This is a genomic window from Enterococcus sp. AAFC-DPL-5182, assembly GCF_058216605.1.
In genome coordinates this window covers 3,532,044-3,558,184 of record NZ_CM177101.1, presented here as the reverse complement: position 1 = coordinate 3,558,184, position 26,141 = coordinate 3,532,044, and the positions used below count along the sequence as shown (strand labels likewise).

The 26,141-nt window shown below is 32.5% G+C and carries 31 protein-coding genes; 22 read left to right on the top strand and 9 right to left on the bottom strand.

Annotation, left to right across the window (positions count from 1 at the left end; genetic code table 11):
• The first annotated feature begins 104 nt into the window (after positions 1-104).
• The 10 genes from AC4BB7_RS16740 to AC4BB7_RS16695 all read left to right on the top strand — a co-directional run bounded on the left by AC4BB7_RS16740 (position 105) and on the right by AC4BB7_RS16695 (position 10,448).
• Positions 105-1,169, top strand: coding sequence for a WxLIP family cell surface protein (locus AC4BB7_RS16740; RefSeq protein ID WP_086314553.1), 1,065 nt, complete (start codon positions 105-107; stop codon positions 1,167-1,169).
• Between the two features lie 43 nt (positions 1,170-1,212).
• The gene (locus tag AC4BB7_RS16735) at positions 1,213-1,878 is read left to right on the top strand and encodes a hypothetical protein (protein ID WP_490483813.1); all 666 of its coding nucleotides are present in this window, start codon (positions 1,213-1,215) and stop codon (positions 1,876-1,878) included.
• Between the two features lie 27 nt (positions 1,879-1,905).
• Complete coding sequence (gene lepB / locus AC4BB7_RS16730; protein ID WP_490483812.1) at positions 1,906-2,586, top strand: signal peptidase I; 681 nt, start codon at positions 1,906-1,908, stop codon at positions 2,584-2,586.
• A gap of 24 nt (positions 2,587-2,610) precedes the next feature.
• Positions 2,611-3,183, top strand: coding sequence for a signal peptidase I (lepB, locus tag AC4BB7_RS16725; RefSeq protein ID WP_490483811.1), 573 nt, complete (start codon positions 2,611-2,613; stop codon positions 3,181-3,183).
• 24 nt (positions 3,184-3,207) lie between these two features.
• On the top strand, positions 3,208-5,784 hold the full coding sequence (locus AC4BB7_RS16720; protein ID WP_490483810.1) for a YfhO family protein: 2,577 nt from the start codon (positions 3,208-3,210) through the stop codon (positions 5,782-5,784).
• 60 nt (positions 5,785-5,844) lie between these two features.
• Positions 5,845-6,822 (top strand): DUF5067 domain-containing protein, encoded by a 978-nt coding sequence (locus tag AC4BB7_RS16715; RefSeq protein ID WP_086314549.1) that lies wholly within the window; start codon positions 5,845-5,847, stop codon positions 6,820-6,822.
• 22 nt (positions 6,823-6,844) lie between these two features.
• Complete coding sequence (locus AC4BB7_RS16710; protein ID WP_490483809.1) at positions 6,845-7,582, top strand: hypothetical protein; 738 nt, start codon at positions 6,845-6,847, stop codon at positions 7,580-7,582.
• Between the two features lie 32 nt (positions 7,583-7,614).
• A complete protein-coding gene (locus AC4BB7_RS16705; RefSeq protein ID WP_490483808.1) occupies positions 7,615-9,309 on the top strand; it encodes a hypothetical protein in 1,695 nt (564 codons plus the stop codon).
• A gap of 135 nt (positions 9,310-9,444) precedes the next feature.
• A complete protein-coding gene (locus AC4BB7_RS16700) occupies positions 9,445-9,666 on the top strand; it encodes a hypothetical protein (RefSeq protein ID WP_086314546.1) in 222 nt (73 codons plus the stop codon).
• A gap of 347 nt (positions 9,667-10,013) precedes the next feature.
• Positions 10,014-10,448, top strand: coding sequence for a hypothetical protein (locus tag AC4BB7_RS16695; RefSeq protein ID WP_490483807.1), 435 nt, complete (start codon positions 10,014-10,016; stop codon positions 10,446-10,448).
• Between the two features lie 127 nt (positions 10,449-10,575).
• On the opposite strand, the gene AC4BB7_RS16690 is transcribed toward AC4BB7_RS16695, so the two are convergent.
• The 7 genes from AC4BB7_RS16690 to AC4BB7_RS16660 all read right to left on the bottom strand — a co-directional run bounded on the left by AC4BB7_RS16690 (position 10,576) and on the right by AC4BB7_RS16660 (position 15,928).
• Positions 10,576-11,313, bottom strand: coding sequence for a class A sortase (locus AC4BB7_RS16690; RefSeq protein WP_086314544.1), 738 nt, complete (start codon positions 11,311-11,313; stop codon positions 10,576-10,578).
• 206 nt (positions 11,314-11,519) lie between these two features.
• Positions 11,520-11,894: a hypothetical protein gene (locus tag AC4BB7_RS16685; RefSeq protein WP_490483806.1), complete on the bottom strand. Its 375-nt coding sequence runs from the start codon at positions 11,892-11,894 to the stop codon at positions 11,520-11,522.
• On the bottom strand, positions 11,863-13,239 hold the full coding sequence (locus AC4BB7_RS16680; RefSeq protein ID WP_490483805.1) for a T7SS effector LXG polymorphic toxin: 1,377 nt from the start codon (positions 13,237-13,239) through the stop codon (positions 11,863-11,865). The genes AC4BB7_RS16685 and AC4BB7_RS16680 overlap by 32 nt, the downstream gene beginning before the upstream one ends.
• 15 nt (positions 13,240-13,254) lie before the next feature.
• Positions 13,255-13,620, bottom strand: coding sequence for a DUF3958 family protein (locus AC4BB7_RS16675; RefSeq protein WP_490483804.1), 366 nt, complete (start codon positions 13,618-13,620; stop codon positions 13,255-13,257).
• A 3-nt stretch (positions 13,621-13,623) separates the two neighbouring features.
• On the bottom strand, positions 13,624-13,899 hold the full coding sequence (locus AC4BB7_RS16670) for a TIGR04197 family type VII secretion effector (protein ID WP_490483803.1): 276 nt from the start codon (positions 13,897-13,899) through the stop codon (positions 13,624-13,626).
• Between the two features lie 135 nt (positions 13,900-14,034).
• Positions 14,035-15,357 (bottom strand): SMODS domain-containing nucleotidyltransferase, encoded by a 1,323-nt coding sequence (locus tag AC4BB7_RS16665; protein ID WP_490483802.1) that lies wholly within the window; start codon positions 15,355-15,357, stop codon positions 14,035-14,037.
• Positions 15,344-15,928 (bottom strand): SLATT domain-containing protein, encoded by a 585-nt coding sequence (locus AC4BB7_RS16660; RefSeq protein WP_490483801.1) that lies wholly within the window; start codon positions 15,926-15,928, stop codon positions 15,344-15,346. The genes AC4BB7_RS16665 and AC4BB7_RS16660 overlap by 14 nt, the downstream gene beginning before the upstream one ends.
• A gap of 183 nt (positions 15,929-16,111) precedes the next feature.
• On the opposite strand from AC4BB7_RS16660, the gene AC4BB7_RS16655 reads away from it, so the two are divergent.
• From AC4BB7_RS16655 to AC4BB7_RS16605, 11 genes are all read left to right on the top strand, one after another.
• Positions 16,112-16,753 carry a recombinase family protein gene (locus AC4BB7_RS16655; RefSeq protein ID WP_490483800.1) on the top strand — a complete coding sequence of 214 codons (642 nt, stop codon included), beginning with the start codon at positions 16,112-16,114 and terminating at the stop codon, positions 16,751-16,753.
• Positions 16,754-16,980: 227 nt separating this feature from the next.
• Positions 16,981-17,391 (top strand): hypothetical protein, encoded by a 411-nt coding sequence (locus AC4BB7_RS16650; protein ID WP_490483799.1) that lies wholly within the window; start codon positions 16,981-16,983, stop codon positions 17,389-17,391.
• Positions 17,392-17,418: 27 nt separating this feature from the next.
• Positions 17,419-18,117 carry a hypothetical protein gene (locus AC4BB7_RS16645; protein WP_490483798.1) on the top strand — a complete coding sequence of 233 codons (699 nt, stop codon included), beginning with the start codon at positions 17,419-17,421 and terminating at the stop codon, positions 18,115-18,117.
• 36 nt (positions 18,118-18,153) lie between these two features.
• The gene (locus AC4BB7_RS16640; protein ID WP_490483797.1) at positions 18,154-18,522 is read left to right on the top strand and encodes a hypothetical protein; all 369 of its coding nucleotides are present in this window, start codon (positions 18,154-18,156) and stop codon (positions 18,520-18,522) included.
• A 38-nt stretch (positions 18,523-18,560) separates the two neighbouring features.
• Positions 18,561-18,992, top strand: coding sequence for a hypothetical protein (locus tag AC4BB7_RS16635; RefSeq protein ID WP_490483796.1), 432 nt, complete (start codon positions 18,561-18,563; stop codon positions 18,990-18,992).
• Positions 18,993-19,204: 212 nt separating this feature from the next.
• Positions 19,205-19,333 (top strand): hypothetical protein, encoded by a 129-nt coding sequence (locus tag AC4BB7_RS16630; protein WP_490483795.1) that lies wholly within the window; start codon positions 19,205-19,207, stop codon positions 19,331-19,333.
• Positions 19,334-19,359: 26 nt separating this feature from the next.
• On the top strand, positions 19,360-19,731 hold the full coding sequence (locus AC4BB7_RS16625; RefSeq protein ID WP_490483794.1) for a hypothetical protein: 372 nt from the start codon (positions 19,360-19,362) through the stop codon (positions 19,729-19,731).
• A gap of 31 nt (positions 19,732-19,762) precedes the next feature.
• A complete protein-coding gene (locus AC4BB7_RS16620; protein WP_490483793.1) occupies positions 19,763-20,224 on the top strand; it encodes a hypothetical protein in 462 nt (153 codons plus the stop codon).
• A gap of 21 nt (positions 20,225-20,245) precedes the next feature.
• Complete coding sequence (locus tag AC4BB7_RS16615) at positions 20,246-20,410, top strand: hypothetical protein (protein WP_490483792.1); 165 nt, start codon at positions 20,246-20,248, stop codon at positions 20,408-20,410.
• A 1-nt stretch (position 20,411) separates the two neighbouring features.
• Positions 20,412-20,738, top strand: a complete 327-nt coding sequence (locus AC4BB7_RS16610) for a hypothetical protein (RefSeq protein ID WP_490483791.1) — start codon at positions 20,412-20,414, stop codon at positions 20,736-20,738.
• A 78-nt stretch (positions 20,739-20,816) separates the two neighbouring features.
• On the top strand, positions 20,817-20,942 hold the full coding sequence (locus AC4BB7_RS16605; RefSeq protein ID WP_490483790.1) for a hypothetical protein: 126 nt from the start codon (positions 20,817-20,819) through the stop codon (positions 20,940-20,942).
• A 592-nt stretch (positions 20,943-21,534) separates the two neighbouring features.
• On the opposite strand, the gene AC4BB7_RS16600 is transcribed toward AC4BB7_RS16605, so the two are convergent.
• Together AC4BB7_RS16600 and AC4BB7_RS16595 are read right to left on the bottom strand one after the other, a co-directional pair.
• Complete coding sequence (locus AC4BB7_RS16600) at positions 21,535-21,876, bottom strand: hypothetical protein (protein ID WP_490483789.1); 342 nt, start codon at positions 21,874-21,876, stop codon at positions 21,535-21,537.
• A 159-nt stretch (positions 21,877-22,035) separates the two neighbouring features.
• Positions 22,036-22,566 (bottom strand): hypothetical protein, encoded by a 531-nt coding sequence (locus tag AC4BB7_RS16595; RefSeq protein ID WP_490483788.1) that lies wholly within the window; start codon positions 22,564-22,566, stop codon positions 22,036-22,038.
• Positions 22,567-22,840: 274 nt separating this feature from the next.
• Here AC4BB7_RS16595 and AC4BB7_RS16590 point away from each other — a divergent pair, with 274 nt between their 5' ends.
• Positions 22,841-26,035: a P-loop NTPase gene (locus AC4BB7_RS16590; RefSeq protein WP_490483787.1), complete on the top strand. Its 3,195-nt coding sequence runs from the start codon at positions 22,841-22,843 to the stop codon at positions 26,033-26,035.
• Positions 26,036-26,141 lie beyond the last annotated feature (106 nt).

Genomic DNA, 26,141 nt, shown 5'->3' with positions numbered 1-26,141 from the left:
AACGCTACTTGATTTAATCAAAATATAAACAAACTGATGAAATTAGTCTGCCGATCTTGAGGAGCGGCGGACTGTTTCTTAGTGAAAGAGTAGGAAGGTTAAAAATGAAAAAATTTAAATTAATTTACTTTATTTTATACATAGCTTGTTTCGGAATGACCGCAATAAATACATACGCAGCTGAAGCTGAGGATGTGGGGAATTTCAATTTTAAAATGATTCGTCCAGAGAATCAGATAGGAGATGCTGGTTATTTCAATTTGAAGATGAATCCTGGTCAAAAGCAGACTGTTCAAATTGAAATGACCAATATCACAGACAAAGAAGTCACTGTAGAAATTAAGTTAAATGGAGCTAAAACGAATTCAAACGGTGTACTTGAGTTCGGTCCAACAACGCTTAAAGATGATCCCTCTTTAAAAAATAAATTTCAAGATATTGTCAAAGGTCCAAAAACAATTAAAATTCCGGCAAAACAAAAAATTCCATTGGATTTAGATATTTCAATGCCTGCAGATTCCTATGATGGAATCATTGCTGGTGGGATTCAAATGCAAGTAAAAAAATCAGATGAACAATTAGAAAAAGAGAAAAAAGAAAAACAAATCGTTAACCGTTATGCTTATGTTTTAGGCATGGTATTAACTGAAACAGATAAAGAAGTGAAGCCTGATGTCAAATTCGAAAAATTTTATCCAGAATTGGCCAATTATCGTAACGCTATATTCGTAAATTTTTCGAATATCCAAGCTGCATTTTTGAATGATATGACGATTGATATGCAAGTGATGAAAAAAGGTTCATCCGAAGTTCTTTATGATACTAAGAAGACAAATATGAGAATGTCTCCTAATTCAATGATCGATTTTCCAGTTGAAATGAATGGTGAACGTATGGAAGCCGGCGAATACACAGGGCATGTCCTTGTGACTAGTGGTGATCAAAAATGGGAATGGTCAAATGATTTTAAGATTACAAAAGAAGAAGCAGACAAATACAATGCACAAGATGTCACTTTAGTACAAGAGCAGGGGATTGATTGGAAACTAATTGCGCTGATCATAGGTGGAGTTATTCTTGTTATAGGGGTTATCTTTGTCATCGTTCGTGTCATCTCTCAAAAAAAAGCTGCTTCTAAAAAAAGAAAAAAGAAAAATAAAAAGAAATGACAGTAAAAATTCTATATTTGTTAGTTAGAGGAGGACAAGTAGAGTGAGTATATTAGATTGGCTATTTATCTTAATGTTATCAACTTCTGTTCTTTTCCTCTTTTTTGGATTGATTTGTCTTATCTTATCGATAAGCAAGCAAAAAAAATATAATTCGCTGAAGAGTAAGAAAATTAGAAATAAACAGAAAAAGAAAAAAATCAAACGAATGCTTTCGAGAATCAAGAAACAACAAAGGAAAAATACACAAACAAGTCTACTGTTATTTGTTCTAGCTACTGCAACACTGAGTGGAGGAATCTATGCTCGCCATTATCAACAAACACATCTAGAAACAGAAGATGCCAATGCTATTGTACAAAGTTATTTTTTAGTTGAAGAAATTGAAAAGGACTTACAAGGCCTTTCTGAGGGCAGTGATGCTGGGAGAGTGAATGAGAAGCTAGCTGATATGACCTCTTTAATGATTACTTATGGAAATAAAAACGCTTTTGGTGGGTTGAGCACAGACGGTCAAAAGAAGTTGAATCGTTACTATGCGCTAGTGCGTGAGTTCGGTGTGAATCTAAGTAACCGTACACTTGAAAATTTAAATGATTCTACATATGTCTCTAACTATCTAGAAGATATCAAGAAAATTAAAAAAAGCCAAAAACAAATTTTTGAAGTCTTTAAAGTGAATGAATCTGCATTAAAACAAAAGAAATAGTTTTAAAGAAAGTATCAGGAACAGACAATGACAAAATCAAAAAGAAGGAAACCATCATCAAACGAAAGAATACGGACCACCTCGAAAAAAACTAGAAATCACCATAAAAGAAAAGCAACTGCTGTTAGAAAAAAAACAACTAGATATGGAAGAAAGCGAAAGAGAAAAAACTATAAAAAGATTATGTTAGAACTGACGATCACTCTCATTATTTCTAGCATTCTGTTTTTACTGTTGAGTTTTTTTACATTTTCACTACCAAAAATGGAAGGCTATTCTATGATGACCACTTTGGAAGATAGAGATAGGTTATTTGTAAATAAATTAGGTGCAGTGAAACGTTTTAGTTTAGTTTATTACAAAGACCCAGTAAGTGGAGCCAAATCTATCCGACGGATTATAGGATTGCCTTTTGAATCGCTTTATTATAAAAACGATCAGTTATTTATCAATGACACAGAGACTGTCGAGCGTTTTATAGAAAAACAGTTAACCACATCAAAAAACAGCAATAGTACTTTCACCAAAGATTTTTCGTTGAATGAAGTATTAGGAAACTTGCAAGTTCCAAAAGGAAAATATTTTGTTTTGGGAGATAATCGCTCCTACGCGACAGATAGTCGAACTTTTGGTTATATAGACGAAAAAGACATCATTGGAGTCATTGAGTTGAGAATTTTCCCATTACATCGGATGACTCATTTTTAATTAGGGAAGAAAGGAAAAAGATCAATGTATAAAGAGAAAAAGAAAATATTATTGTTCTTTAGAAATAAAACTAAGCTTTTCTCCTTCTTCTTTATGATAGTTTGTCTTTGTTTTTTGATTTTTGTAAAAACACATCAAGTGGATGGACATTCTATGCAGCCCACATTAACAAATGGGGATCGAATTTTAGTACTGAAAGGGAAAAAAATGACATCCCATGATCTAATTACTTTTAACCCCAAAGATGATCCGCGAAAGATATATGTGAAAAGGGTCATTGGAGTTCCTGGCAATGAGATTCGGATTGATGAGAAACGCTTGACTATTGTGACTACTAGTAATCAAGATGAAAAAAAGAAACCGCTATTCGACGGCGACTTAGCAAGTGGAATCACTGAAGTATCGGTAACAAAAGAGGTTTCTCGGCTACTAGAACATATGACAACAATACCCGAAGACAAATATTTTGTTTTAGGAGATAATCGCAATGATTCTAGGGATAGTCGGCAATTAGGATTGATCGATCGGTCGCAAATAGAAGGAATCGTGGTCTATCGTTATTATCCCATATCTAAAATGGGATTTTTAAATGAATAAATTGTAGAGATAAGTGAGGTAACTATGGAAAAACTCAAAAAATTTATGAGAGTAAATTGTTGGTCAATGTTAGCAAGTGTTATTGTTCCTATACTAGTTTTAGCGTGGGTTTACTTTCAGCAAGGCATTTATTTAGGAAGTGAAACGACACTCTTAGCTAGTGATGCTTTTGCGCAATTTTCCAACTTTTATGCTAGTTTTAATAACATGTTACATGGAAAACAGGATATGTTTTATACTTGGTACGGTTCTTTAGGATTAAATTACTGGGCTTTGATGAGTTATTACTTAAATGGAGTGTTTACTCCGATTGTCTTTTTCTTTGACAATTTACATATACCAGATGCCATGTATGTTATTACGTTACTAAAATTTGGCTGTATGGGACTTAGTTTTTTTATTTTTGCTCACTATACCTTTAAAGTACCTCAATGGATAAAAGTGGGTTTGAGTGTTAGCTATGCGTTAATGAGTTATGGTATTGCTTATTCACCAATGATTATGTGGTTAGATGCCTTGATTTATTTACCATTAATCGTTTTAGGTATTCACCGTTTAATGGATAAAAAAAAGCCTACATTGTTGTTTATCAGCTATCTTTTCTTATTTTTATCAAACTTTTATATGGCATTTATGGTAGGAATCTTTACATTTTTATACTTTTTTGCAAGAAGTTTTACAAAATGGGGACAGTATAAAAAATCGATTTCCATGTATTTAATCACCTCTATTCTTGCTGGATGTACGTCGATGATCACGATTTTACCCACCATTTTCGATTTAAGTAATAATGGAGAAGGTTTAACAGAGATCAATCGGTGGATAACACCAGATGTAGGTACATGGGATATGGTCGTGAAGAGTACGAGCGCTGTGTATGATACTTCTAAATATGAGGCTGCGCCATTCTTTTATGTGGGTATTTTACCGTTGCTATTTTGTCTTTTTTATTTTGTAACGAAACGAGTGCTACTACAGGAAAAAATTATTTATGGAAGTTTAGGCATTTTTTTGGTAGCAAGCATCTATATTCAGCCATTAAACTTATTCTGGCACGGATTACATTCGCCAAATATGTTTCTTTTTCGATTTAGTTTTTTATTCTCCTTTTTTATTTTGCTCTTTGCTGGCTACGGTATTGAGAAGATGGAAAAACAAGAGCTGAATCGACTTGTGAATATAGGAATCGTTCTGCTGGTCATCTTTACTAGTGCATACATTTTTTCCAATAAAAAAAGATATGACTATATCACAAGAGAGTCACTGATTTTATCATTATTCTTTTTAGCAGTGTATGTTGGTCTTTGTGTTGTGTACTATACAAAAATCAACTATCGGAAATTTCTTCCTGCAGTAGTATTGATTGTAGTAGGAATCGAATTAGTATTTAATGCACAAGCTATGATTGCTGGAGTTAGAAAAGACTGGAATTATCCTAAAAGAGAACTATATACAGAATATTATCAAGATATTAAGACGTTGACTGATGAGACGCATTCATTGACACCTGGTTTTTATCGAATGGCGAATGTTGATCCTATTTCTCATAATGAGAGTTTTAATTATGGATATAGCGGTGTTTCGATGTTTTCATCAATTAGAAACCGCCATTCATCTAGTTATATGAATCAACTAGGATTTCGTTCAACAGGGACAAATCTGAATATCGATTATAAGAATAATACAATTTTGATGGACGCATTGTTAGGAATCAAATATAACATTGGTAGAGAATCACCTATGAAATATGGGTTTAATAACATTAAAAATAGCGGCAGTTATGATTTGTATGAAAATCAATATGTTTTACCTTTAGGAATCTTGACGGACAAAGGTATTTATAAAAAAGAAGCTTTTCAAAATCAAGAGAGTTTAATTAAGCATTTGGCTGAAAGTAAACAACCACTTTTTTATTTTAAAGAGCCAAAAGAAGTCAACAAGGAAAACTTGATTGTGCAACAAGAGGGAGATATTTTATATCTTTCAGAAGAAAAACCATCTGCAGACAAAATCATGACCTGGTCGGTCGATGTACCAGCACATTCTCAAGCCTATCTGAATCTACTTGTGGAAAATAGTGGAGCTATGCGTGATGCGGTAGCGGAAGTAACAGTTAATGGTATTAGCAGGGCATCTGATATGCCTAGAACAGGGCAATATTATAATTTGGGCTATTATGAAAAAGCCACAACGATAACCGTAAAAGTTGCTTTTCGAGGTGTTTCTGTTGTGAAAATGCTGCGGCCGGATACGTTAATATTGAACACTGAAAACTTTAAGTCCATGATTCAATCTGCTCAAAGTAAAGGAGTAGAGTTTGAAGGGAAAGGAAGAAAACTAAAAACAAGCATCAATTCGACAAAAGAAAATGTACTCTTTACAACAATTCCTTATGATTCAGGCTGGAAAGCTTATCTGGATGGAAAAGAAGTACCAATAAAAGCTGTAGAAGAAGCTTTTTTAGCTGTCACGGTGCCAGCTGGTGAGCATGAGTTATCACTAGTATTTCTTCCGCAAGGATTCACTATAGGAGCTAGTTTATTTGTTATTTGTCCGATCTTATTTTTATTGTTTGTTTGGATCCGATCTCGAAAAAAATGAAGTAAAAGGAAGGTTTTAGTTGATTGTTTTCACTTCAACTGAAATAGAAAGGATTAACGAATGAAACGTACGTATAGAAAAATCTTTATGATCTGTTTTTTTATGATTTTGTTGACAGGTTGCTCAAAGAACTTGTCTAAAGAAGCGACGACATTTTCTGGTCAAGGAGTAACCTATGAAATTAATTTGCCTTCCTCATGGAAAACAGATGAGGCGGGGAAAGAAGCATATAATCGGCAAGCAGTATATGGGGGAGAAGACACTAAAAGTAATTCCCATGTATTTATTTTGACGTATTTAAAATCAGAAGTAAACCGTCAGGATTTTGCCAAAAAGACTAGGGTTGAATTGCAAAAGCGATACAATTACAAAGAATTGTCTGGTGTATATATGCAAGAGTATCAAATTAATAAACAGCCAGCGGTAAAGTACACTCTAAATACTAAATTTAAGGACAAAGATGTTTGGGCACATTTTTATTATGTCGAAACTAGCCATGGTTTTGTAGAAATGATTTTTTATTCTGCAAATGATGGCGATTATAAAGAAAGATCTAAAATAATCGATGCTAGTGTGGAAACTTTAGTTGAAAAAGATGCTAAGGCAGGGGATTCATTGACTACTGAACAAACTGAAGACTCCGAAGGTGGAGATGAAATAAAAATTGAAAATGAAAACATGTCTATTTTGATTGATGGAGTAATGAAATTGCCAGATGGAGATAAAAATTCTCTTTTAGTGATTCGCTATCGATTCACCAATAAAAAAGAAGAAGCCATGATTCCTGAGGAAAACCAAAAACTGATCACTGCTACGCAAGCTGAACAAGTATTGACTAAAGGAAATCTTTCAAAAGAAAATCCTGAATTAGATGTCAAGGAGCTGATTAAAAAAGGCGCGGAACCTGTTGAGAAAGACCAGATGGTAGAGGCGGCATTTGTTTATGAATTAGCAAATGATGATAAGCGAGTTGTATTGAACTTTTCAAAAGAAGAATTTAAAGATCATCCAGCACAACCCATTGATTTACCAGAATAATGACTGTTAGAGAGGATAAGTTATGAAAAAAAAAATAAAAATGGTGCTGTTTGTCCTTCTGATTCTTATGTTAAGTGGATGTACAGCATCCAACGGTCATGACATTTTGAATGCAAAAGACAAACCTTTAACATGGCAAGGAGAAAAAGAAAAACCATTTGGGAAATTTGAGTATAGAAAGTTAGATGAAAAAGAAGTGAAAAAATTACTGAAAGAAAAATTTTCAGTAGAACTACCAAGCTACTATAAGGATATTCAAATTGTCTTTGATAAGCATTTTGTGACAGCGAATACTTATTTAGCGCCAACCGAGTATTCAATAACAACAGATGGAGAAAGTCTTTATTTTAGAGGAATCAATAAGTATTATCAGCAAGATGAATTGAAAATATTTACTTATATCGATTTTGACTACCAGTTTGACCAGAAAAAAAAGCTAGTTACATTAAAAAATCAAACATTGACGATTTCAAATCCATCTAAAGAAAGACAATTACCTAAAAATGATCTAGATGAAACAATCAAGGATGTTAGTAGTTTAATAAATATAAGTCTTGGAAAAAATTTGGATGACCTTCATGCGTTGATGAAGAAAGATAAAGGGAAGCTAAAAGGTTCTGTTTTACAAGTTTATGAAAACATTGAAGCGGCTAAAGACGCTAATGAATTACAAAAATCGATAGCTGTAGAACTTGATAATGAGGAACATATCAATCAATTATATTTCTATATCACGGATGTAATTGATGAAAACATATAGAAGAAATATAAAAAAAGAGTAGGGGGGATAAATTGAAATCTATTAAACAAAAGAAAACTCTTTTTCTCCTATTACTATATAGCCTGTTCTTAGCCTTGAGTATCAGCAGTATTTATCTATCAATGATTCATCAACAACAACTATTTTTAGGGGATGACATTCAGTTTCATCTAGGGCGTATTGAAGGATTAAAGATGTCGATAGTAAGTGGAGACTACTTTCCTAAAATCAATTACTTTTTCTTGAATGGTATGGGGTATGCCTCGAATATTTTTTATCCAGATTTACTTTTATACCCAGCTGCATTACTAAGACTAACAGGATTAACGATCTCTCAATCATATGTCGTCTATCTAATCGGAATCAATTTTCTAACGTTTGTTATAAGTTACCATTCTTTTCATTTGTGGAGTAGAAATAGACAAAAAAGTATATTATTTGCATTGCTTTATAGTTTAGCTTCTTATCGTATAAGTGATGTGATTTTTAGGGCAGCTTTGGGAGAAGTTTTAGCGTTAATGATTCTTCCAATCGCATTTATTGGACTGTTGAAAATTGTTAATGAAGACTACAAGCAGTTTTACTTTTTGATGATCGGAATGACATTGATGTTTGCTAGCCACTTGATTACAGCTTTTATCTTTTGTTTGTTTATCATCGTATTTTTGCTTTTAAACTGGAAAAAATTAATACAGGAGAAACAAAGAATATTGTATTTGGTCATTACCGCATTTAGTACACTTTGCTTAGTTGCTATGTATTTCTTTTCCATGCTGGAGCAACTGCAATTTCAAAAATTAATGGTGCAAACAGATCCGATGTTTTATTTAGAAAAAACAGCTCGTTCGTTACCCTATTACTTAAAAAATGCATGGCAGAATATCGGGTTTAATAATTTAGGAATCTTTAATTTTATTATGATGGCTGTCTTTTTGTTCAAGGGAAAAAAACTTTCATTAACAGGGAAACAATTATTGTTTATTAGTTATCTATTTTTATTTTTATCTACCAGTTATTTTCCTTACCGCTTGTTTAATCAGACGCTACTAAATAGTATTCAATTTCCTTGGCGTTTCTTTACGATCGTAACATTGTGCATGAGCTGGCTTATTAGCGAAGAATTAGAGCAGTTGCTTCCGCAAAAAAAGATAATTCAACGATCGTACTTACCTGTAATTGGGTTACTACTTTTTACTTCATGCCTCTTTTATCAGGTGGGATTAAAAACAACAATGTTTGAAAAAGGTCGGCATGTTCCTTATTCGTTTTTTGCAAAAGTAAATCCGGAGATAGTGGGATATGGGCGTGAATATTTGCCTAGTGGTTTTAAATATATGATGAATCCTCACGAGTTAATCATTGAACCATCTTCATCTAAGGTTAATAATCTAAAGCGAAATTATGATGCCATGACACTGGATTTTCAAGAAACGAAAAAAACAAGGTTGCTCTTTCCGATTGTTTATTATAAAGGATATCAAGTAGAAGTCGAAGGTCAAGCTACGGTTAGCCAAATAAAGAAAAGCGAGATTCCGTATGGTTTTTGCGAAGTAGAGGTGAATGGGACTGGACGCTTAACTTTTAAATATGAAGGAACTACAATTCAAAGAGTATCTTCTGTCGTAACGCTTGTATCCGCGTTATGCCTATCCGTCTACATTATAAAACTAAATAGTCATAGTTTGAATAAACAAAATGGCGAAAAGAATAAGGGCAGTACAACGTGAAGATCAAATTGCTTAGATGAATCTCAGACCATAGATGGATGTATCTCTCAAGAAAAAAAAGTACAATGAAATAGTAGAAAAAAGACAAAGAGAGATACCACTAAATAAAGTCAAAAGAGATTGGGGAAATGAGTTATGAAGCGTTTGTATAAAACAGTAGTATTTGAGATGAGTGTATATTATGGGGTGCTAGCAATCGTTATGCCGTTGATTTATGCTGTTACTAATCACATATCATTCATTTCTGTATTCAGCTTAGAATGGCTTGCTGTCACGTTATTTATGTACCCAATCGTGTTAATCTTATCAATGATCCGCTATAGTTATTACCGAATGAAAAAAATGAGTCACTTTTAACCAAAAAGATCAGAGCATTCAATCAACAAAGAATATTTTGATCTTTTTTGGTATGGAATAGTCGATTCTAAAAACTATTCAGCAGTTTATTAGCTAAGATATCCATGTATTTATAAAGGTTTATAGGATAATTAATCATTGAATATTGAATAAAAAAACATATAAATATAATTTAAAAAGTGTTTGATGGTATTTTTTTCTCTATTCTATGGCGATTCAATTTATTTTTTTGTTCTTTTAATTATTTTTTGATTTTAAGGGTAAAAATAAACTAATAAAATGTAAAAAATATATTGATTTCGAGCATGTTTTTTGATATTATTAAAAAAGAAAAAGGAGGTGAAATAATGAAAAAAATTATTGTTATTTTAGGTTTGATTTCTCTTTTTGGCTTAGGTAATCTTGCGTTATTACCGAGTCAAGCACAAGCAGCTGTAAAAGTTTCTGAGACTATTCCTGCACGTCGTGGACAGTATTTTTCTGCGAATGATGTGAATAATAGTAGAGCGGTTAATTCTGAATTAGTAGTATTAAAATTAACTAAAAAGAATGCTAATTTTGATTTAGTTGTTGGTGAATTTGACTTTTTTGGTGGTGCAGGTTTTAATAACTTCGAAAAAGCTAAATTAGAACCAGTCGTTGTACCTGGAAATGCAGCTTTAACAGGTTTTTACAATGTAAAAAACTATAAAGTTTCAAAAGGAAAATGGTTTATGTTTGCTTATGTAGATAAGAGCGGGACGATTAAGGATTACTTTTTCTTGACTCCTGAAAAATATTAAACTGTTTTAGAGCCGAAAAAAACACGGAGCGATTGTCAGAGAAATCTGATGATTGCTCTTTTTTTTGCTAAAAAATAGAGGATAAAACCAGAACTAGCCGATTTTATCCTCTATTTGTAAGCCTATATTACAAGGTTAATTGTTCCATATTAAACGCATCTGTCATAGCTTGTGTAGCTTTTTTCATCGGTGTTACGGACTCTAATTCACCTTGAACGGCAATACGTGTTGTAGCGTACATATCACCACACGTAATTAAAGTAATCATCTTTTTACCTGGAACATCATCGATCAACTCTACTCTAGAAGGATCGATTTTTTCTACATAAGTGATTTTATATGTATAAACATTATTTAAATCAGTCGTATAAATTAATTCCCCTGGTTTTGAATACTCCAATGGTGAGAATAAAGAAATCATATCCTGCACTCGATGACTGGCTAGAGCGTAATTTCCTTTACCCATTTCTTGGTCAGGTTTCATTGTCCCTGCACCAGTTAATAAAACAACATTGTCTAGTCCTCTAAAAATCGGTAAGTTGATTTTTACATCAGGCAATGCGACTGCACCAACAACTGGCAGGTTCTTATTAGCTAGCTGGGCTTTTAGAACTGCTTCTGTACTGAGAGATTCAACTGCTTCAAAGTCAAAAGAAGTGTCCGTTTGATTATTTTTTGCAACGATTTCAGGTGTCAATTTCTCCACGGCATATTCTTTTCCGTTTTGTTGAATCAACCAATTTCTGATTTGTGTATTAAAAACTAAAGCTAAACCAACAATCAATAATAAGAATAGGAAGATATTGATCAGCCAATTTCTTTTTCTTGATTTTTTCTTTTTAGGGCGTTCTTTTCTTGAGGCCATAAGCTTCCTCCTTTTTTTATTTAAGTGTATCATAAAACAATTTGAAACCCTAGTTTAAAATCTTTATTTTTTTATAATAAGCAACTTCCATAAAACAACTTTTAATAATAAAATTTAAACTCAGTGAAAGATGAGCTTTTACAAATTTAAGAATTTTAAGAAAATGAATAAATAGAGATTGCAATAATCGCAATCTCTATTTATGTTTAGTCATTATCTTCAACTTTAACGTTAGACATAATAGTTGAATCAGTTTTATTTACTACTCTAATGATATATTTTTCGCCAGCATTAAGTCTATGGGAGTATAAAATTTGTTTTGTGCCAGCTTGTTTTTCCAATTGATTGATATCTCCGTTTTCTCTAACAAGTTCTACTGTAAGGTTTTCTCCAGTTTTTTTGTCCACATAAACACGTACTATAGCTTCAATACTTTCTTTATGTATTACCCCTTTAATCTCTTTTTCTTCATGGGGAAGATATTTAGCTCCTTGATATTTAGGAACCAAAAAGAAGACAAGTGAGAAAAGTAAAATGACTATAACAACACTACCTGTTTTTATTGTATTTTTTGAAATCATTTATACCCTCCTGAACCATATCCCCATCAGCGGAGTTATCACCATAGCCAGTATCTTTCCAAATTTTTATAGCTTTGACCGGCCCAACATTAATAAGAAGTGCGGTATATGCTATTAACTTATTGGGTTTTCCTTTGTTAGCATCACTTAGGATTTGAGCACCACCAGCTCCCATTTTGAGGGTTTCATCACCTAGAAGAAGACTTCCTTGACCGTAATATCCAAATAGATAATTACCTAAATAATCAGCAGAGTGATTAACGTCTATTCCGTCTTCTTTAATAATGAAATCTGGTGACCATTCTCTTGACCAGAGAGAATAATTTTTATCGCTAAATCCACGATTTTTTAAATCTAATGGTTTAGCTGTATTTACCATATCAACAAACTGCAAATACTTTAATGTGTTTCTTCCAGATACATCTATTGCATCATCACCAAGTCGTCTAGCAACCGCTTTTATATCCACATCGAGACCTTGTAAAAATTTTCCTAATCTGTTTTCAGCATCTTCCAACTCTTTATCAGTTGAGTTAGGATTAAGCCTAACTTTATCATATTCATCAAAAGCAGGTTTTGCCAAAGAATAAAGGTAATTTTCATATACACGAGCGATTTTCTCGGCTTTTTCGGTAGGAGACAAACTTTTATCATCTTTAATCTCCTGAACGAGTTTTGCATAGTCTAATGGCAAAACAAAGTTATCTTTCCATTCCTTATTAATACTCTTTGCCCAGTCAAGTTTTAGCTTAGAGGTGCTATACATGCCGTTAGAACCATCAAAGCAGTTCGTACTAGAGAGTGCAGATAGACCTTGGCTGACATTATCTAGTAACGAATCAGCCGTAGTATATAAATCAGAACAAGAACTCTCTAAATCATGTAAAGATTGTATTTCTTCTCTAAGTTGATGAATTTGAATAGTAATTGAATTAGAACCATCATCGGCATTAACGTTTCTTGTACCAAATGACGGACTATTAGTCATTAAGCTATTTCTGTATAAAATTGATCGTCTTTGTTGCTCTAAACGTTCAATAATTCGGTTTAATGCATCTTCATCAATTTCTTCATTTTCAATTTTTTCAGCTATACGACTAGCAAACGTTAGATTATCATTTGTAATTTCATCATTTGCCCGAACTTGACCTCGCAAAAGTGGAATGTGGGCAGTTTCAGCGTAGCTTTTGGCAGCCGACCACGCATCACCAGTTAACTCTGGCGCTCCAATAAAGCTTTGCATACCTTGCATGATTTGATTTAAGCCGTCATTCTTAGTAAATAAAGAGTTATTTATCTGATCTAAATAACTAGTTATTTCACTTACTCTAATTTTTAACCCCAATAATAGAACCTCCTTTTAGCGACTCTCTTGTTTTAGTTTCAACTGTTTATTTAGTAAATCTTCTTCTTTATTAACTAATGCTTTTTGTTCTTGCTGTAAATTTGAATGGACACCATCTAAAGTTCTCATGGTTTGCTTGTATTCATGTTCGTTGTCTTCATGAGCCATATGTAAAAAACGATTTGCTTTGTTGCCTTTCCAGTAATAGGCGAGTTCGTCCAAGATATCAGTATTTTCTTTATAGATTTGATGGGTAATATCGTCAGCTTCTGTAAGTTTTTCAGCTTGTTTTTTATTTTCATCTAAATCGTCAGTTAGTATTTGCAGTTCTCGATTAATCGCAATAATCTCGTCTAAATTATCTTTCTTTTCTTCTGCCATTTTTTAACCCCCATTCGCAATTTGTGCATCTTTTTCAGCGAATGTAGTTGCAATTAAAGTGAAATTCGCTAAGTCGTTAGATAACGCACTACCGTATTGGCTAATACTTGTTAAAGATTTACCATTTACACTTTTTACTTTATCGGATGCCGAAAGATTAGAAAAGCTAATTGATGAAGAGTTAACACTGGTTTCAAGCGCTGAATCTTTTGCGCTTGAGATAGGGGTAATATAATTAGATGCTACACCTACATCTGAACTAATTGTTCCGTTTGACATTTGCTTCACCTCTGCTTATTTATTCTATATTAAGTTTACCATTATTTACATTTTGCTACAATCTGAACTTTTTCATTTTTACCTATACAGAAAGGGCCTATTAAAAGCCCTTTCTACATAGTCTTTATTTTAGAATTAGTCAATTCCATAAGTTATATCGATTGGGACACTAGCACGTCCCTTAGCAATCATCCGTTTGTCAATTACCGCATAACATTCCACATAATGATTCCCAGTAAAGTCTGTGGGTTCTTGATGAGTTTTAGCGCCTCTTCTGATTTGTCCACGCTCACAATTTTTTCTTATAGCTTCTGATCCAACATTCCTAACTTTCCAATACCACTCTATGTTGGGTAATAAGTAATCAGGGATGTCTGTACTTTCAATGTAGAAATTTAATTTTTTTCTGGCTTTCAATTTGAATTTATTTTTTATAAAAAATGACATTCTTTTTGGCCTAAACCCATCTTGCTCAACTGTATAATCAAGTTTTAGGTTATACCGAACATCTACAATAAATTTATTTTCAGGTAATTCTTCGTTTGGAGCTAATTGAGCAGATAGAGAAGCTTTATTTTCTTCAACTGTTTTAGCAAATTCTTTTCCTAGTAACTCACGCAATTTTGTAATTGCGTCTTCAGAATCCTCAGAAACATCTTTCAGCTTATTGTAAGCTTTTTTTGCTTTCTTTATAAACTTGCCTTTATCGTTATTTGTTATCTGTTGATTGCTTCCTAGTGCATACCAATAAGCGCAATCTGCATTTTGTTCAGATAAAAATTTAAAAAAATAAACAAGTGAATCATAATAATTGGAATATTTCAGATTTTTTCTATCATCATCTTCATCAAAAAAGTTTTTCGCCATAGTATCAATGAGTAACCCCTTAAACTTAAAACCAATTTCATTTTTCCATTTCCTCATCAATCTACAAAAATTTATATAATGATTTTCAGTTGTTTTAGCCATCCATTCGGCTTCCTCAATCTCTTCTAGAGGTTTTGTTATTTTCCAAGAGCCTCCATTATTAGAATCAGGGTACTTGAAATTATCGTCACTTTGTCTAAAGGCAGGCACTAATTCGACGTCCCCATCACTAAATGAAACAACAACGACCTGTCCATCACCTTTAACTTTGGTGCTAGGGTACCTTAACTGTATTTCTTTTTTTACTTCTTGAAGAAGCGCAGACTGTCCATTGCCAGAATGGTTATCAAATTGTTTAAATTTTTCTGAGGGTAACTCAAAAATACAATCATAATCACTCACATTGTGAATAGCAGTTCCACGCCCAACACTTCCGACTATGAGTATATTGTCTTCATTGCTCGAACTATCATAATACTTTTTATTAAGTTTTTTTGTAATTTCTTTTATCCGATCAGTCCATCTTTCAATCTCATCATTATCTACGGTGATTTCTTTGCAAAAAGCTTCAAAATGGTTACTTAGTGTCATCAACACTATCCTCAACTTTCAACTCTAATAGTTCAGGTGCTATAAACTTGATATAATCACTTGAATAGTCATTGTCTTTTCTTTCGTTTATCATTTTACATGCTTTATTTACGGTTCTATTTGGAACATTTAATAATCCGTCATTATATTGTTTTCTGAGTTTCTTTAATTCTGCTAGTTGCTTCTCAATTTTATCCATATTTTTTGTATTAAAGGTGGTATCATGAAGTAACGATTCTGCTTCAATCCTTAGCTCCCAGAAATTGTTAGCATCTGTTTTTTCTTTTAAGGACAGTTTGTCAAAATCGACGGCTTTATCCAGACCATTCATGGCAAAGGTTGCAAAAGAAAGAAGAGCAGTAATAAGTTTTAAGATAAAAGCTTCTTGATTGAACAAAATTCCGACTAGCCCAGACGACGTCAAGCCAGCAACAACTACTCTGACTACTTTAAAAGCAAATGAATAATGTGAGTATTCATCCGATCGAACGATATGAATTTTATGAGTCCATCCAACGTTGACAATAAAATTTTTTAACTCTTCATGCAACTTTTCTTGTTTTTTTGACATTTTCCGACCCCCGTAATGTGTATTTAATTATTAACATTATATCAAATAATTCATTGTTTCACTAATCAGTTGATAGTTATGAACTATTATCATTATGATGTTTTAATCATGCTCATTTTTTTATTTTGTATTTCCATATACCATATAGTAGTAACATAAACTAATTATATGGAGGTTTTTCAAATGGAAAAACAGCAAGAAAATAAGCAAATCAACTTAGAGAAAATGGAAAGAGTAAAGATTGGCTATGCGAGAGTTTCTAGTCAAGAAGACAAACAACGGCTTGGTATGGAGGTTCAGAAGGCTGCGTTAAGTGACTGTGATGTTCTATTTACAGAAAAAGAAAGTGGTGGGAAAGATAATCGGATAGAGCTCGCTAATGCCATTACATTAGCTAAGGAACTAGCAAGTAAAAAAGTAGATGTTTCAATATGCGTTTACCGACTAGACCGATTAACTAGAAGAATGTTTACTCTAATCTCTTTAATAGAAGAATTTAACGAACATAATATTCGACTTATCAGCTTGCAAGAAAACTTAGAAACAAATACTCTTGTAGGTAAAATGCTTTGTATCTCACTTGGTTTCGTGGCCGAAATGGAGCTAGATAATATTAGGTCAAGAACTAGAGATGGACTGCAACGAGCCAAACTAGAAGGAAAGAAATTAGGTAATAAAGGGTTACCGAAAAAGACAGAGGAAAAAATCATTGATCTATATATTCTTAACTCTATACCGATTAGGGATATTGCGAAAAGATGCAACGTAGCTGAATCTACGATATACAATGTAGCCCGTCGCAATAACCTTTCAAGAAGAAAATAGACAAAAATACCTTTAAATGTCTAACAAAATATGTTAAGCTTTACTCAACCAATTCTCTACCTAACCAACGTTTCGTAGAGGTCTAAAATACATATTTCATTAAATTTCAAACGCTGATTCTATAAGGTTACTACCTTTTAGGATTGGCGTTTTTGCGCTTTCTTTTAGCTATCTATTTATCCTTGGTTCGGTGGAGCTATTGGAAACAAAAAAGGAGGATCTTATCTTTGAAAAAGTTAAGAAAAATTGTTGCTGCATTAGGGGTTGTTACATGTATAACACTACTGGTAGCTTGCTCTGCTAACAAGCAGACTGCCAATAGTAGTTACGAGGATTCGACCACGCCTACGCAAAATTCAACAAAAGAAATAGAGGAAAAAACTATTGAAAGTAGCGTAGAGGAAGCTAAATATGATTATTCTGGAAAGATTATTACTTTTAAGCCTATTTCTAGGACACCAAAAAATGGTTCGGATTCAATATTAGAGTACAAATTTCTTTTGGAAGAAATAAACGCAAATTCTGGCGTATCTACGACGATTAAAGAGTTTGTAACTTATGAAAACCTGAACCAAAGCTTAAATCCAAAGGGAGGAACCATCAGACCATATTTTGATGAAAACACTATAAGTAATTGAACATATTTTGATGCTGATTTTGACAGATTGGTTTATACAGAGTCATTTGCGGATGGTTCTGTTCACGTTGGCTGGTATGATATCGATGGAAATAAAACAGACATAACAAACCAAATCAGCAATCAGGGCGGATTTTCTGATTCTGTACCTAAACACTATAACCCACGATTCGTAGGTGAAAACTTTTATTTTCTTGATGGACTCGACACTGATAGCAAAGTGATGTACGTGCCTGTGAACAATGTTTCTCTAGAAACCTTAGCCGAATTTGTAGCCCCTGAAATAGAATTTAAAGAAAAGACCTATAGTGTTTACCCATCAATTAATGGTGGTTATACCAACTACGAAGTTTCCATTAATTCTCTAACAAATACAATAACCATTAAAGTACAATCAGAAAAGCTACTAAGCGGAGCTGAGGCAACTGGTGATTTTGTTTCTTGGCTTGATGAAACTCATTATTTAACTATTGGAGCCGAATCAAAAAATAGCGAAACCCAAGAAACAACAAGTCTATTACCAGATAACTCAAGGAGGAACGAGAGTTTAATAGCTTCCTCTGATGGTAAGGAAATCCTATTTAACTCTCGACTTGGTACAGATAAACCCGAAGCTTATATTGCTTCCATAAATGGTGGAGAGCCTCGTAGACTTGGTAGCTATCAAGACTCAAAATATGGAGATATTACTGAAAAAAGACACTTCATTCAATGGACTGTCGAATAACTTTAGTAGACTATGAAATAACAGGAGGAGATATTTTTGAAGAAAATGCAAAAAAGGCTGTTAGTAACAGTCTTGTTATTAGTTGGTGTTGTTTTGACTGTAGGGTGTACGAAATCATTTAGCATTGTTGGTATGTGGAAAAATTCAAACGGCACAGTTGTTTCATTCGATGATGGTTCAGTCAGTGCTTCGTTATTCGGTTTCAATGGTGGACCAGATGGTAGTTATTCTCTTTCAGAAAAAGCGGATAGTGATGGGAAATATACTTTGCATGGTTCACATATTACAGGTGGCGAAGTTGACTATCTGGTTGAAGTGAAAAATAATAATGAAATTCTATTAACTTCGACTTCAGAATCAAGTGCTACTTTTGCACCGAAAGTATTGTCGTTAAGAAGACAATAATACGAATCATCTATCAATCAAAAGGAGGTACCCTTTATATGATCTTTAACGGCAATGACATGAAGAAGCATAAAAAGAAATCGATCATAATATTCATCACTTTAATAGTTGTACTCATTGGATCTTTTGGAGTATACAAATATAAACAGGTCTATGAATCTAAACATATATATGATGGGAAGATAGTTGTGTCTATGAGATTGGGGTCATCTGAACAGGAAATGATTTCAATGTTTAATGAGCTATTCGAAACAGAGACTTTAGACGAAATCACTTATTCTAGTGCAGATGCCCAATTTGAAATGTATTACAAGACTACCCCAGAGCCAGGAACTAATCCGTTTTACAGCATCTTTATATGTCTTCCAAAATCTAGTTTGAACTATGACAAGGTATATGCGAAACTGAAAAAATTAGAGACTTCCACGAACTTTTGCGATAGGGTTTCAAATGGCGGAAAATCTCGTTAATATTCTAAAATCTTTTGAAGAAGGAAAAAATGTAAAGTAACAATCGTTTTAATTTGTTCTATCAGTGCCAATTTAGGAGCAAGTTTATTAGTTAAAACATTAAAAAATTTGATAAAGAAAATAGTTTAAACCTAATCACCGTTTCGCCTTCTGAATTGAATAATATTTTAGAAAAGAATAAAGTATCTACAGTTTTACTTGGTCCACAAGTGATGTTTTACCGAAAGCAATTGGAACAAAAACTTGAAACAATTCCTGTAGATATTATTAATAGAGCTGATTATGGGCGAATGGATGGAGAAAAAGTATTTGCACAGATTAAACAATTATTAGATTTTTAGATGAAATGAGAATAAGGAGAAAGCTAATGGAAAGATTCGAACGATTAGCAAGTAAAACCAAAACATATTTAGTCATTGCAGTAATATCTTGTATATTGACACTATTTTTGGGATTCAGGAATGCAGGAAGTATAAATTATCGGGGACATACCTATGACGCTGGCAGTGTGTTTAGTCATGAAGAATATTCAATTTCAGGGTTTGGCTCTGGGTTTGACAATCGGAATTATGGCGAAGTTGGAAAAAATTTTTGGGGTGATCCTGAAATGCTGAATAAACAGTTAAAAGATTTACGCCAACCTAATTTTATCTTTGTAGCTGTTTTTGGAGTAAGTACAGTACTATTTATGTATCTACTATGGAAAGACGAAGAAGTCTTTGATCTTTTTGTTAAATAATTTTTAAATCAATTAAAGGAGGTATTTTTCAATGATAATTAAAATACTAATAATCTGTGTTGTTGGTGGAATTGCTATAGCTGTAAACAATGCAAAGAAGAAAAAACTTACTGATTCAGGGGAAATAAAAGAACGCTCTAATCATTTTATGCGTCAGGAACACGTTTTTAATACTAATATTCAAACGTTCGAAGAACTTTATGACGTCTTAGATTTATCACCTGTCCATGCTAGAAATATAAAAATGGTTCTTCTAGAAGGCAAAGGAATTCAATTTAAGTATGAGAAATTTAAAAGTGAGTTTACCGCCTATCTGATTTATGAGGATACGGGAGAGATAACTTTTTTCATTGATGAAACAAGAAATGAAATCAATCCACTTGACCCTAATGTCATATTAACGGCCGTAGAGAAAGCTGTTTTTGAACTAGATGAAAATGCGAGCATCAAGCGTGAACTAATTGATTACAAGCAGAAAACTAGTATTTTTTAAATAGTTAATGGAGGATTTATCATGAAAGAATTTTTAATATTAATCGGTTTAATGCTGTTAGTGTTCTCTCGACCAATACTCGGAGTACTAGTTAATAAGGCAGAACATTTTGTCCAGAAGAAAATGGATAAACGTGCACAGAAAAAGGAAAATGAAGAACATATGAATACTAAGGAGGATAATTGAGTTGGGCATTATAATAATCGTATTAATTTTAGGTAGCGGACTGTATCTTCGGAGAAGAACAGTAAAAAAAGTTCATGGGTTAATGGACATCATCGAAGACCTTTGTCTAGAGTTGAACGTCGCTGTTCGTTCGGGTGATTTTTCTTCATTAGGATTCATAATAGAAAAATCGGAAGAAATCAGAAAAGCTTATCCATTCATAGCCAGATTTGGTGACTTTAAACCCCTTCGTGCAGATTTTTTGAATCATTACAATCAGCTACTCACACAGATTGATTCTGTTCATAGAGAACTGGAAATCCAAAGGCGCGTGGATGAAATCAGCTAACCAAAGCGTTTATCAAACTTGAGGGGAGGTGAAACACCGTGGTACAACACACGTATTACTTAGAAGGTCAATTTGGGTATGACCCAAGTAAACCAAGAAAATGCCCAAAGTGCGCTGGAAAATCGTACAGTTCCAATCAGATTTCTGGCACCGCTAAATGCCCACATTGTGGTCATTTATTTTAACATCAACTACTTGTTTTAAGATTGGGGCAGAAGCGTTTATTTCCGAAAGAGTTGCTTCTGTCTCCACTGTTTATAAGATGCGAACCGTAGAGCTATTGGCCAGCCTCTTTCCTACGATTAATCAAGTAAATAATACATCACCATAAAGACAAAACAGTAAACTAATAACATAGAACTTACTCACAGGCAAAAGAGGTTTTCAGCGTATGAAAACCTCTTTTTTGTTCCATATACACAAATTCAAATATTACACTAGTCTCACTTATATCGTACAAAAACTGCCAAATATAGATAAAAGAAAAACGTCCTTACTTATCGCAAAGACGTTCAAAGGTGCTGTTTAAGATGAATTAATACTTAGTCTTTTGGAGCATGACTAGAACGTAATGGTCAGCATATAACAAGAAATTTTTGCTAGTTTTGGTGAAATATAAGTATTAGGGGCTTTCGAGATTTCTCTCAATCGTTCATTTAGGATTGAAATAACCAAAGACATAAGTTGATGTTTTTCTTCAGTTCTTTTTCATTCAATATTTGCCAACTCATTTTCATTGAAAGAAGTTTTTTTAATCGTATTATACGTTTACTTTCTTTCTAAGGCGTTTTTTAAGTTATTCATGAATGAGACTCTTTATCTCTTTGATTTGATCTAAAGTTAGCCCCGTAGCGATACTCATTTTCTTGATTCCTATACGTTTTTTCAAAAGAAGTCCTATTTCATCGATAGTATGAATCGCCTCTTGTTTTTGTAATTTCGCAATATCATTTGTTCTAACCTCTCCGTTATTCATCTGTATAGGTAATATATTATCGAAATCAACACCTAAAAGACTAAGACATCCGATAGTTCTATTCCGAGAATCATACCATCTACCTCTGTCAGCCGGATGCAATGTTTGAATGACGGCAATAATTAGTTCGTTACTAGCTTCTTCTCCATGTACTCTTTTCATAACAAATCAGTCCTATTATAAAATTAACCCCTTCCGTCGCTGGAATAGGTCATTAATAAATTTCCTACCCAGCGACGGGATTAACTTTATCTATGTTAAGCTACGAAAATTCATCTTTCTGTTTGTGAATTATATCACAGAAAGATATTTTGTCAATATTTATTGGAGATTTGAAGGGAATGAAATTTTCTTATCAGATAATTTTAATATGATTTTACTTAATTCTTCTATGCCAACAGTATGGAGCAGTAGAACGTTATCTATGCTAATTTGAGTGTTTTGACAATATTTTTTCCGTCTTTGAATAAGTGTAGGAATATTTGCATAGTCGTCGGATAACGCTAAACTCATTAGTAATACATCTTGAATTTGCTGGTCATCAATAAGACTGATTAAAAATAGCAACTTATCTTTAATCAAAGAAAAATCATTCAGCTCAGCTGATATAGCCTTTTTTAAGGTTATGGTATTCTGCATTCGAGTTACTTTCAGACCGTTAAATTTTGAAATTGTCGAAAGTTCATCTTGTAACGAATACAATATTTGTTCAGAGTCCATAGTGTTCATACTTCCTTTCTTATTTACTATAGGAAATAAACAAAGTAAGCTTATTCCTGCAACAATCCATTTGTAGCCCATTAAGGACAAAATGATACTTATTACTTCTAAAACTAATTTAACTTTTTTCATTGTTAACCTCCATGAAATTTGCAAAATTTCAGGCGCCTGAGTTTAAATTTTGATATACTATATATTGAATTAATTCATACATTTATATTACTAAATATGGTCTTGGAAAGATAAGACATAAAAACTACAATATAACTTTTACACTTTATTTTATGCTACCTCTACTTTTACTTAGGTGTTTAGCAATCGTTAGTTGTTTATTATGATTAAATAAGTACTAGCACTGCATGAAGTCTACAGAAAAACTATAAAAAGCAATAGGGGGAATGATAACATGGTTGAGGATATTCAGGAGCGAGTAAATTTTAGTGGTGTATGTAAAATCATAAAGATATTACATGATTTTTCTGATGAGAAACTTATCCATACAATACAAGATATGGTCTCTTCCACAGATATTGATATTATTTATGTGAACTCTGGAGAGGCAAATCTAGTAGTACGAGGGATAAGGAAGGTTAGCCCGTCAATAAAGAATCAAATTGATTCAGATAGAGATAAAGCAATTTTACAAGTTAAAAACTATTGTGATGATAAAAATAATAAATTCAAGGTAGAAGCTGTTTCCCAAGAAATAGATGCTTTATTGACGAGCAAGGAAGAACATTTGCCTCGTTTATTTAATAGAGGCACTACAGAAAAACTTATTAGATTCTACAATAAAGAACAATATGCAGAGTTTTTTGCTGAGATTTTGGTTCTTGTCATTGAGGAAGATTTAAACCAAGCTAATAAATATGACAAACGTGTACAAACACTATATAAGCCAAATAATAGCTTGTTATATTCCAAAATTAAAGAAAAGTTTCTTTTAGAGACTAATATTTCTTGTCGCCTCAAGTCTAACCTTACATATATTACTAATGAGTATAAAACTAAATATAGTGAACAAAAAATGGACTTAATTACCTCCTTTTATACACGTATCAATAGTGATTTTGGAATTTTATCTACAGTTATCTACAATGAGGCGGATGTGAGAGACGAAGAGTTAGTATCTTTTTGCCTCAATAATTTAGCATCCGATTCAAATGCGCCACTATTTCTATATGGTGCTGGCGGTAGTGGAAAGACAACTCTATTATTAACTCTTGCGATTGACCTATCTGATAATGAAGACATTGCTGTGTACATCATATCTCTTGATGATAATATAGATATGAATAATATTAGAGAGGATCTAGAACTAATTAGTGCCCAAAATAAACAATCATATATTTTTTTAGATAGTCCTTTTGCTAATCATGACATTGTAAAATTAATTTATAAAAATAGTATTGATAAATTTCAAAATATAAAATTTATTTTTTCTGAAAGAACAAACAGATTGGAATTACTCTTCTCCTCCCTCCAGCTTACCTTATGGGAAGATGAAAGTATTGGTATTCATTTGTCAAATAGTGACAATCCACAGAGAAGTCATGGTTTTGGGATTTTTTTAGAGGGGCACACATTAAACTATCTTTTGAATACTAATTGGAAAAAAAAGATCATCAATAAAATGCTATCATTTCTGAGTGATAAGTTGCAGCTTGATTTACAAGGTTTAACTAAAGAAAACATAGAAAATTATAGTCAATATTCTATTGTTGAGCTATTTTATTCCATCATTTATAAATATAATAAATCATTATCCAAAGAGAATAGTGTCACAATGAAAACATGGTACCCTTTTGACTGGTCTGAATGGGAAAGATTAATGAAAGATGTAAATAGAAAACTTTCCCTATCTTTTGCCTATATTGCAACACTATCTTATTTTAATATTCCAACTCGAGTTCAACTTTTGGCGAATTTTTCCGAAATAACTGTTTCCTTACTCTTGGATGATTTCAAAAAAATAAGACTTGATTCAACAAACGAGCCTGTAAATTGGGACATAAATAAAGGAGAAATCACTCTAAAGCACGATATGGTAGCTGATATGTTTTTTCAATATAAATCTGATAATAGAAATATTCAGTCATATATAGAAGAACTCATTGATGGTAATTTTATGGACGAAGAAACGATTATTGAATTTGAAAAGAATGTATTTAGTCTAAAAAGAATAGTGCGCTCTCCCGATAATATTGATTTTAGAAGGTTGATTAAAAAATTTTCTAGTAATGATTTTTATATGAAACTATTACAAAAGAAAGAAAGAGAATATTCGCTTGATCTTGCTTGGATATATACTCTTGATAAAGAGATTGGTCGGGAGAAAAAAAATAATGAGTGGCGAAAGCTTATAAGAAAATATCCACAAAATATTGATGTTATGGCAGCTTTTCTTATAGAAAATAACTATTTTCCTATAGAGAAAGCTTATAAATATGCTTACATGTTATTTCAGCATTATGAAAGTTATGAAAAAATCTTGGATATTCTTAGAGATGGAGATATAGTACTATCAGATTTATCTGTTGATATAGATGGGCTAGTAACGAAAGAAAATTATCAATTAATAAATAGTACAGCTTTAAGTTTAACTAAGCGTAAACACAATAAAATCGCTAAATACCTCTTTGAAAAAATAGCTGGATTAATTAGTAATGATGCCCAAAGCGTAAATGGTCTAGCAAAAATTCATGAAAATGATAAGGAATATTCAGAAGCTCAAAAATTATATAACAAAGCCTATGAACTTGATAAAAATAACGTTTCAAATATTAATTCATTGATAAATTTCTATCAGAAATATGGAAAAGATTTAGGAAAGTCACGATGGGATGTTCAGGAAAAAATAGAGAACTTATTTAATGAATCTTTAAAAATTGACGAAAGAAATCTAATCACTAGAAGACAACGGTTAAATTTTCTTTTGAAAGAACGGCGAGACTTTGATAGAGCTGAAAAAGAAGGAATTGCAATATTAGAAAACTATCCAAAAGATGGGATAACATTGAATTTATTAGCAATGCTTTATTGTAGACCAGACCGAGAAAACAGTACTTTCGACTTTAAAAAAGCAGAACTTTATTTTGAAAAAGCTAAAAAACATATTTTGTATAGGGATAAATTAGCAAATGTTACCCACTATGTTACTTATGGGAATATGAAGTTTTTAAAAGGAGAGTTGAATGAAGCTAAAGCATTATATGAGAATGCTTTGAAAATACACCCCAACGACAAGAACGCTCATAAAGGAATTGATATAATTAAGTATGAATCCAATATTTTGGATTATTTATCATCTTGTGATGAAATAAAATTTGTTGATAATATTCCAATATGTAGAAGTAATGTTTGGAAATATTGTATTTTTATATTTTGGGAGCTAAAGAAAGATAGCCCTAGGTTTTGGAAAATTCAAAAAATAATTAGAACTTTTAATCAGCAAGGTGTACATTCCCTTTATCTCTACAGGATAAGGCAACAAATTTCACTGCCAAAGTATTATCAGAAATCAACAAATGTAGTTCAACTTTGTTTTAAAAAATTTCCTATTGAAAAGATGGGCATACCGTCAATAGTTGAGCAGAAATAATAAATGTAAAATTTTCCTATTTTATACTTACTTTTCACCACTTTTATCTATAAAGGTGGTGTTTTTTGTATTATGATCTCAAGCAGTTCGCGAATGCTTAAAAATA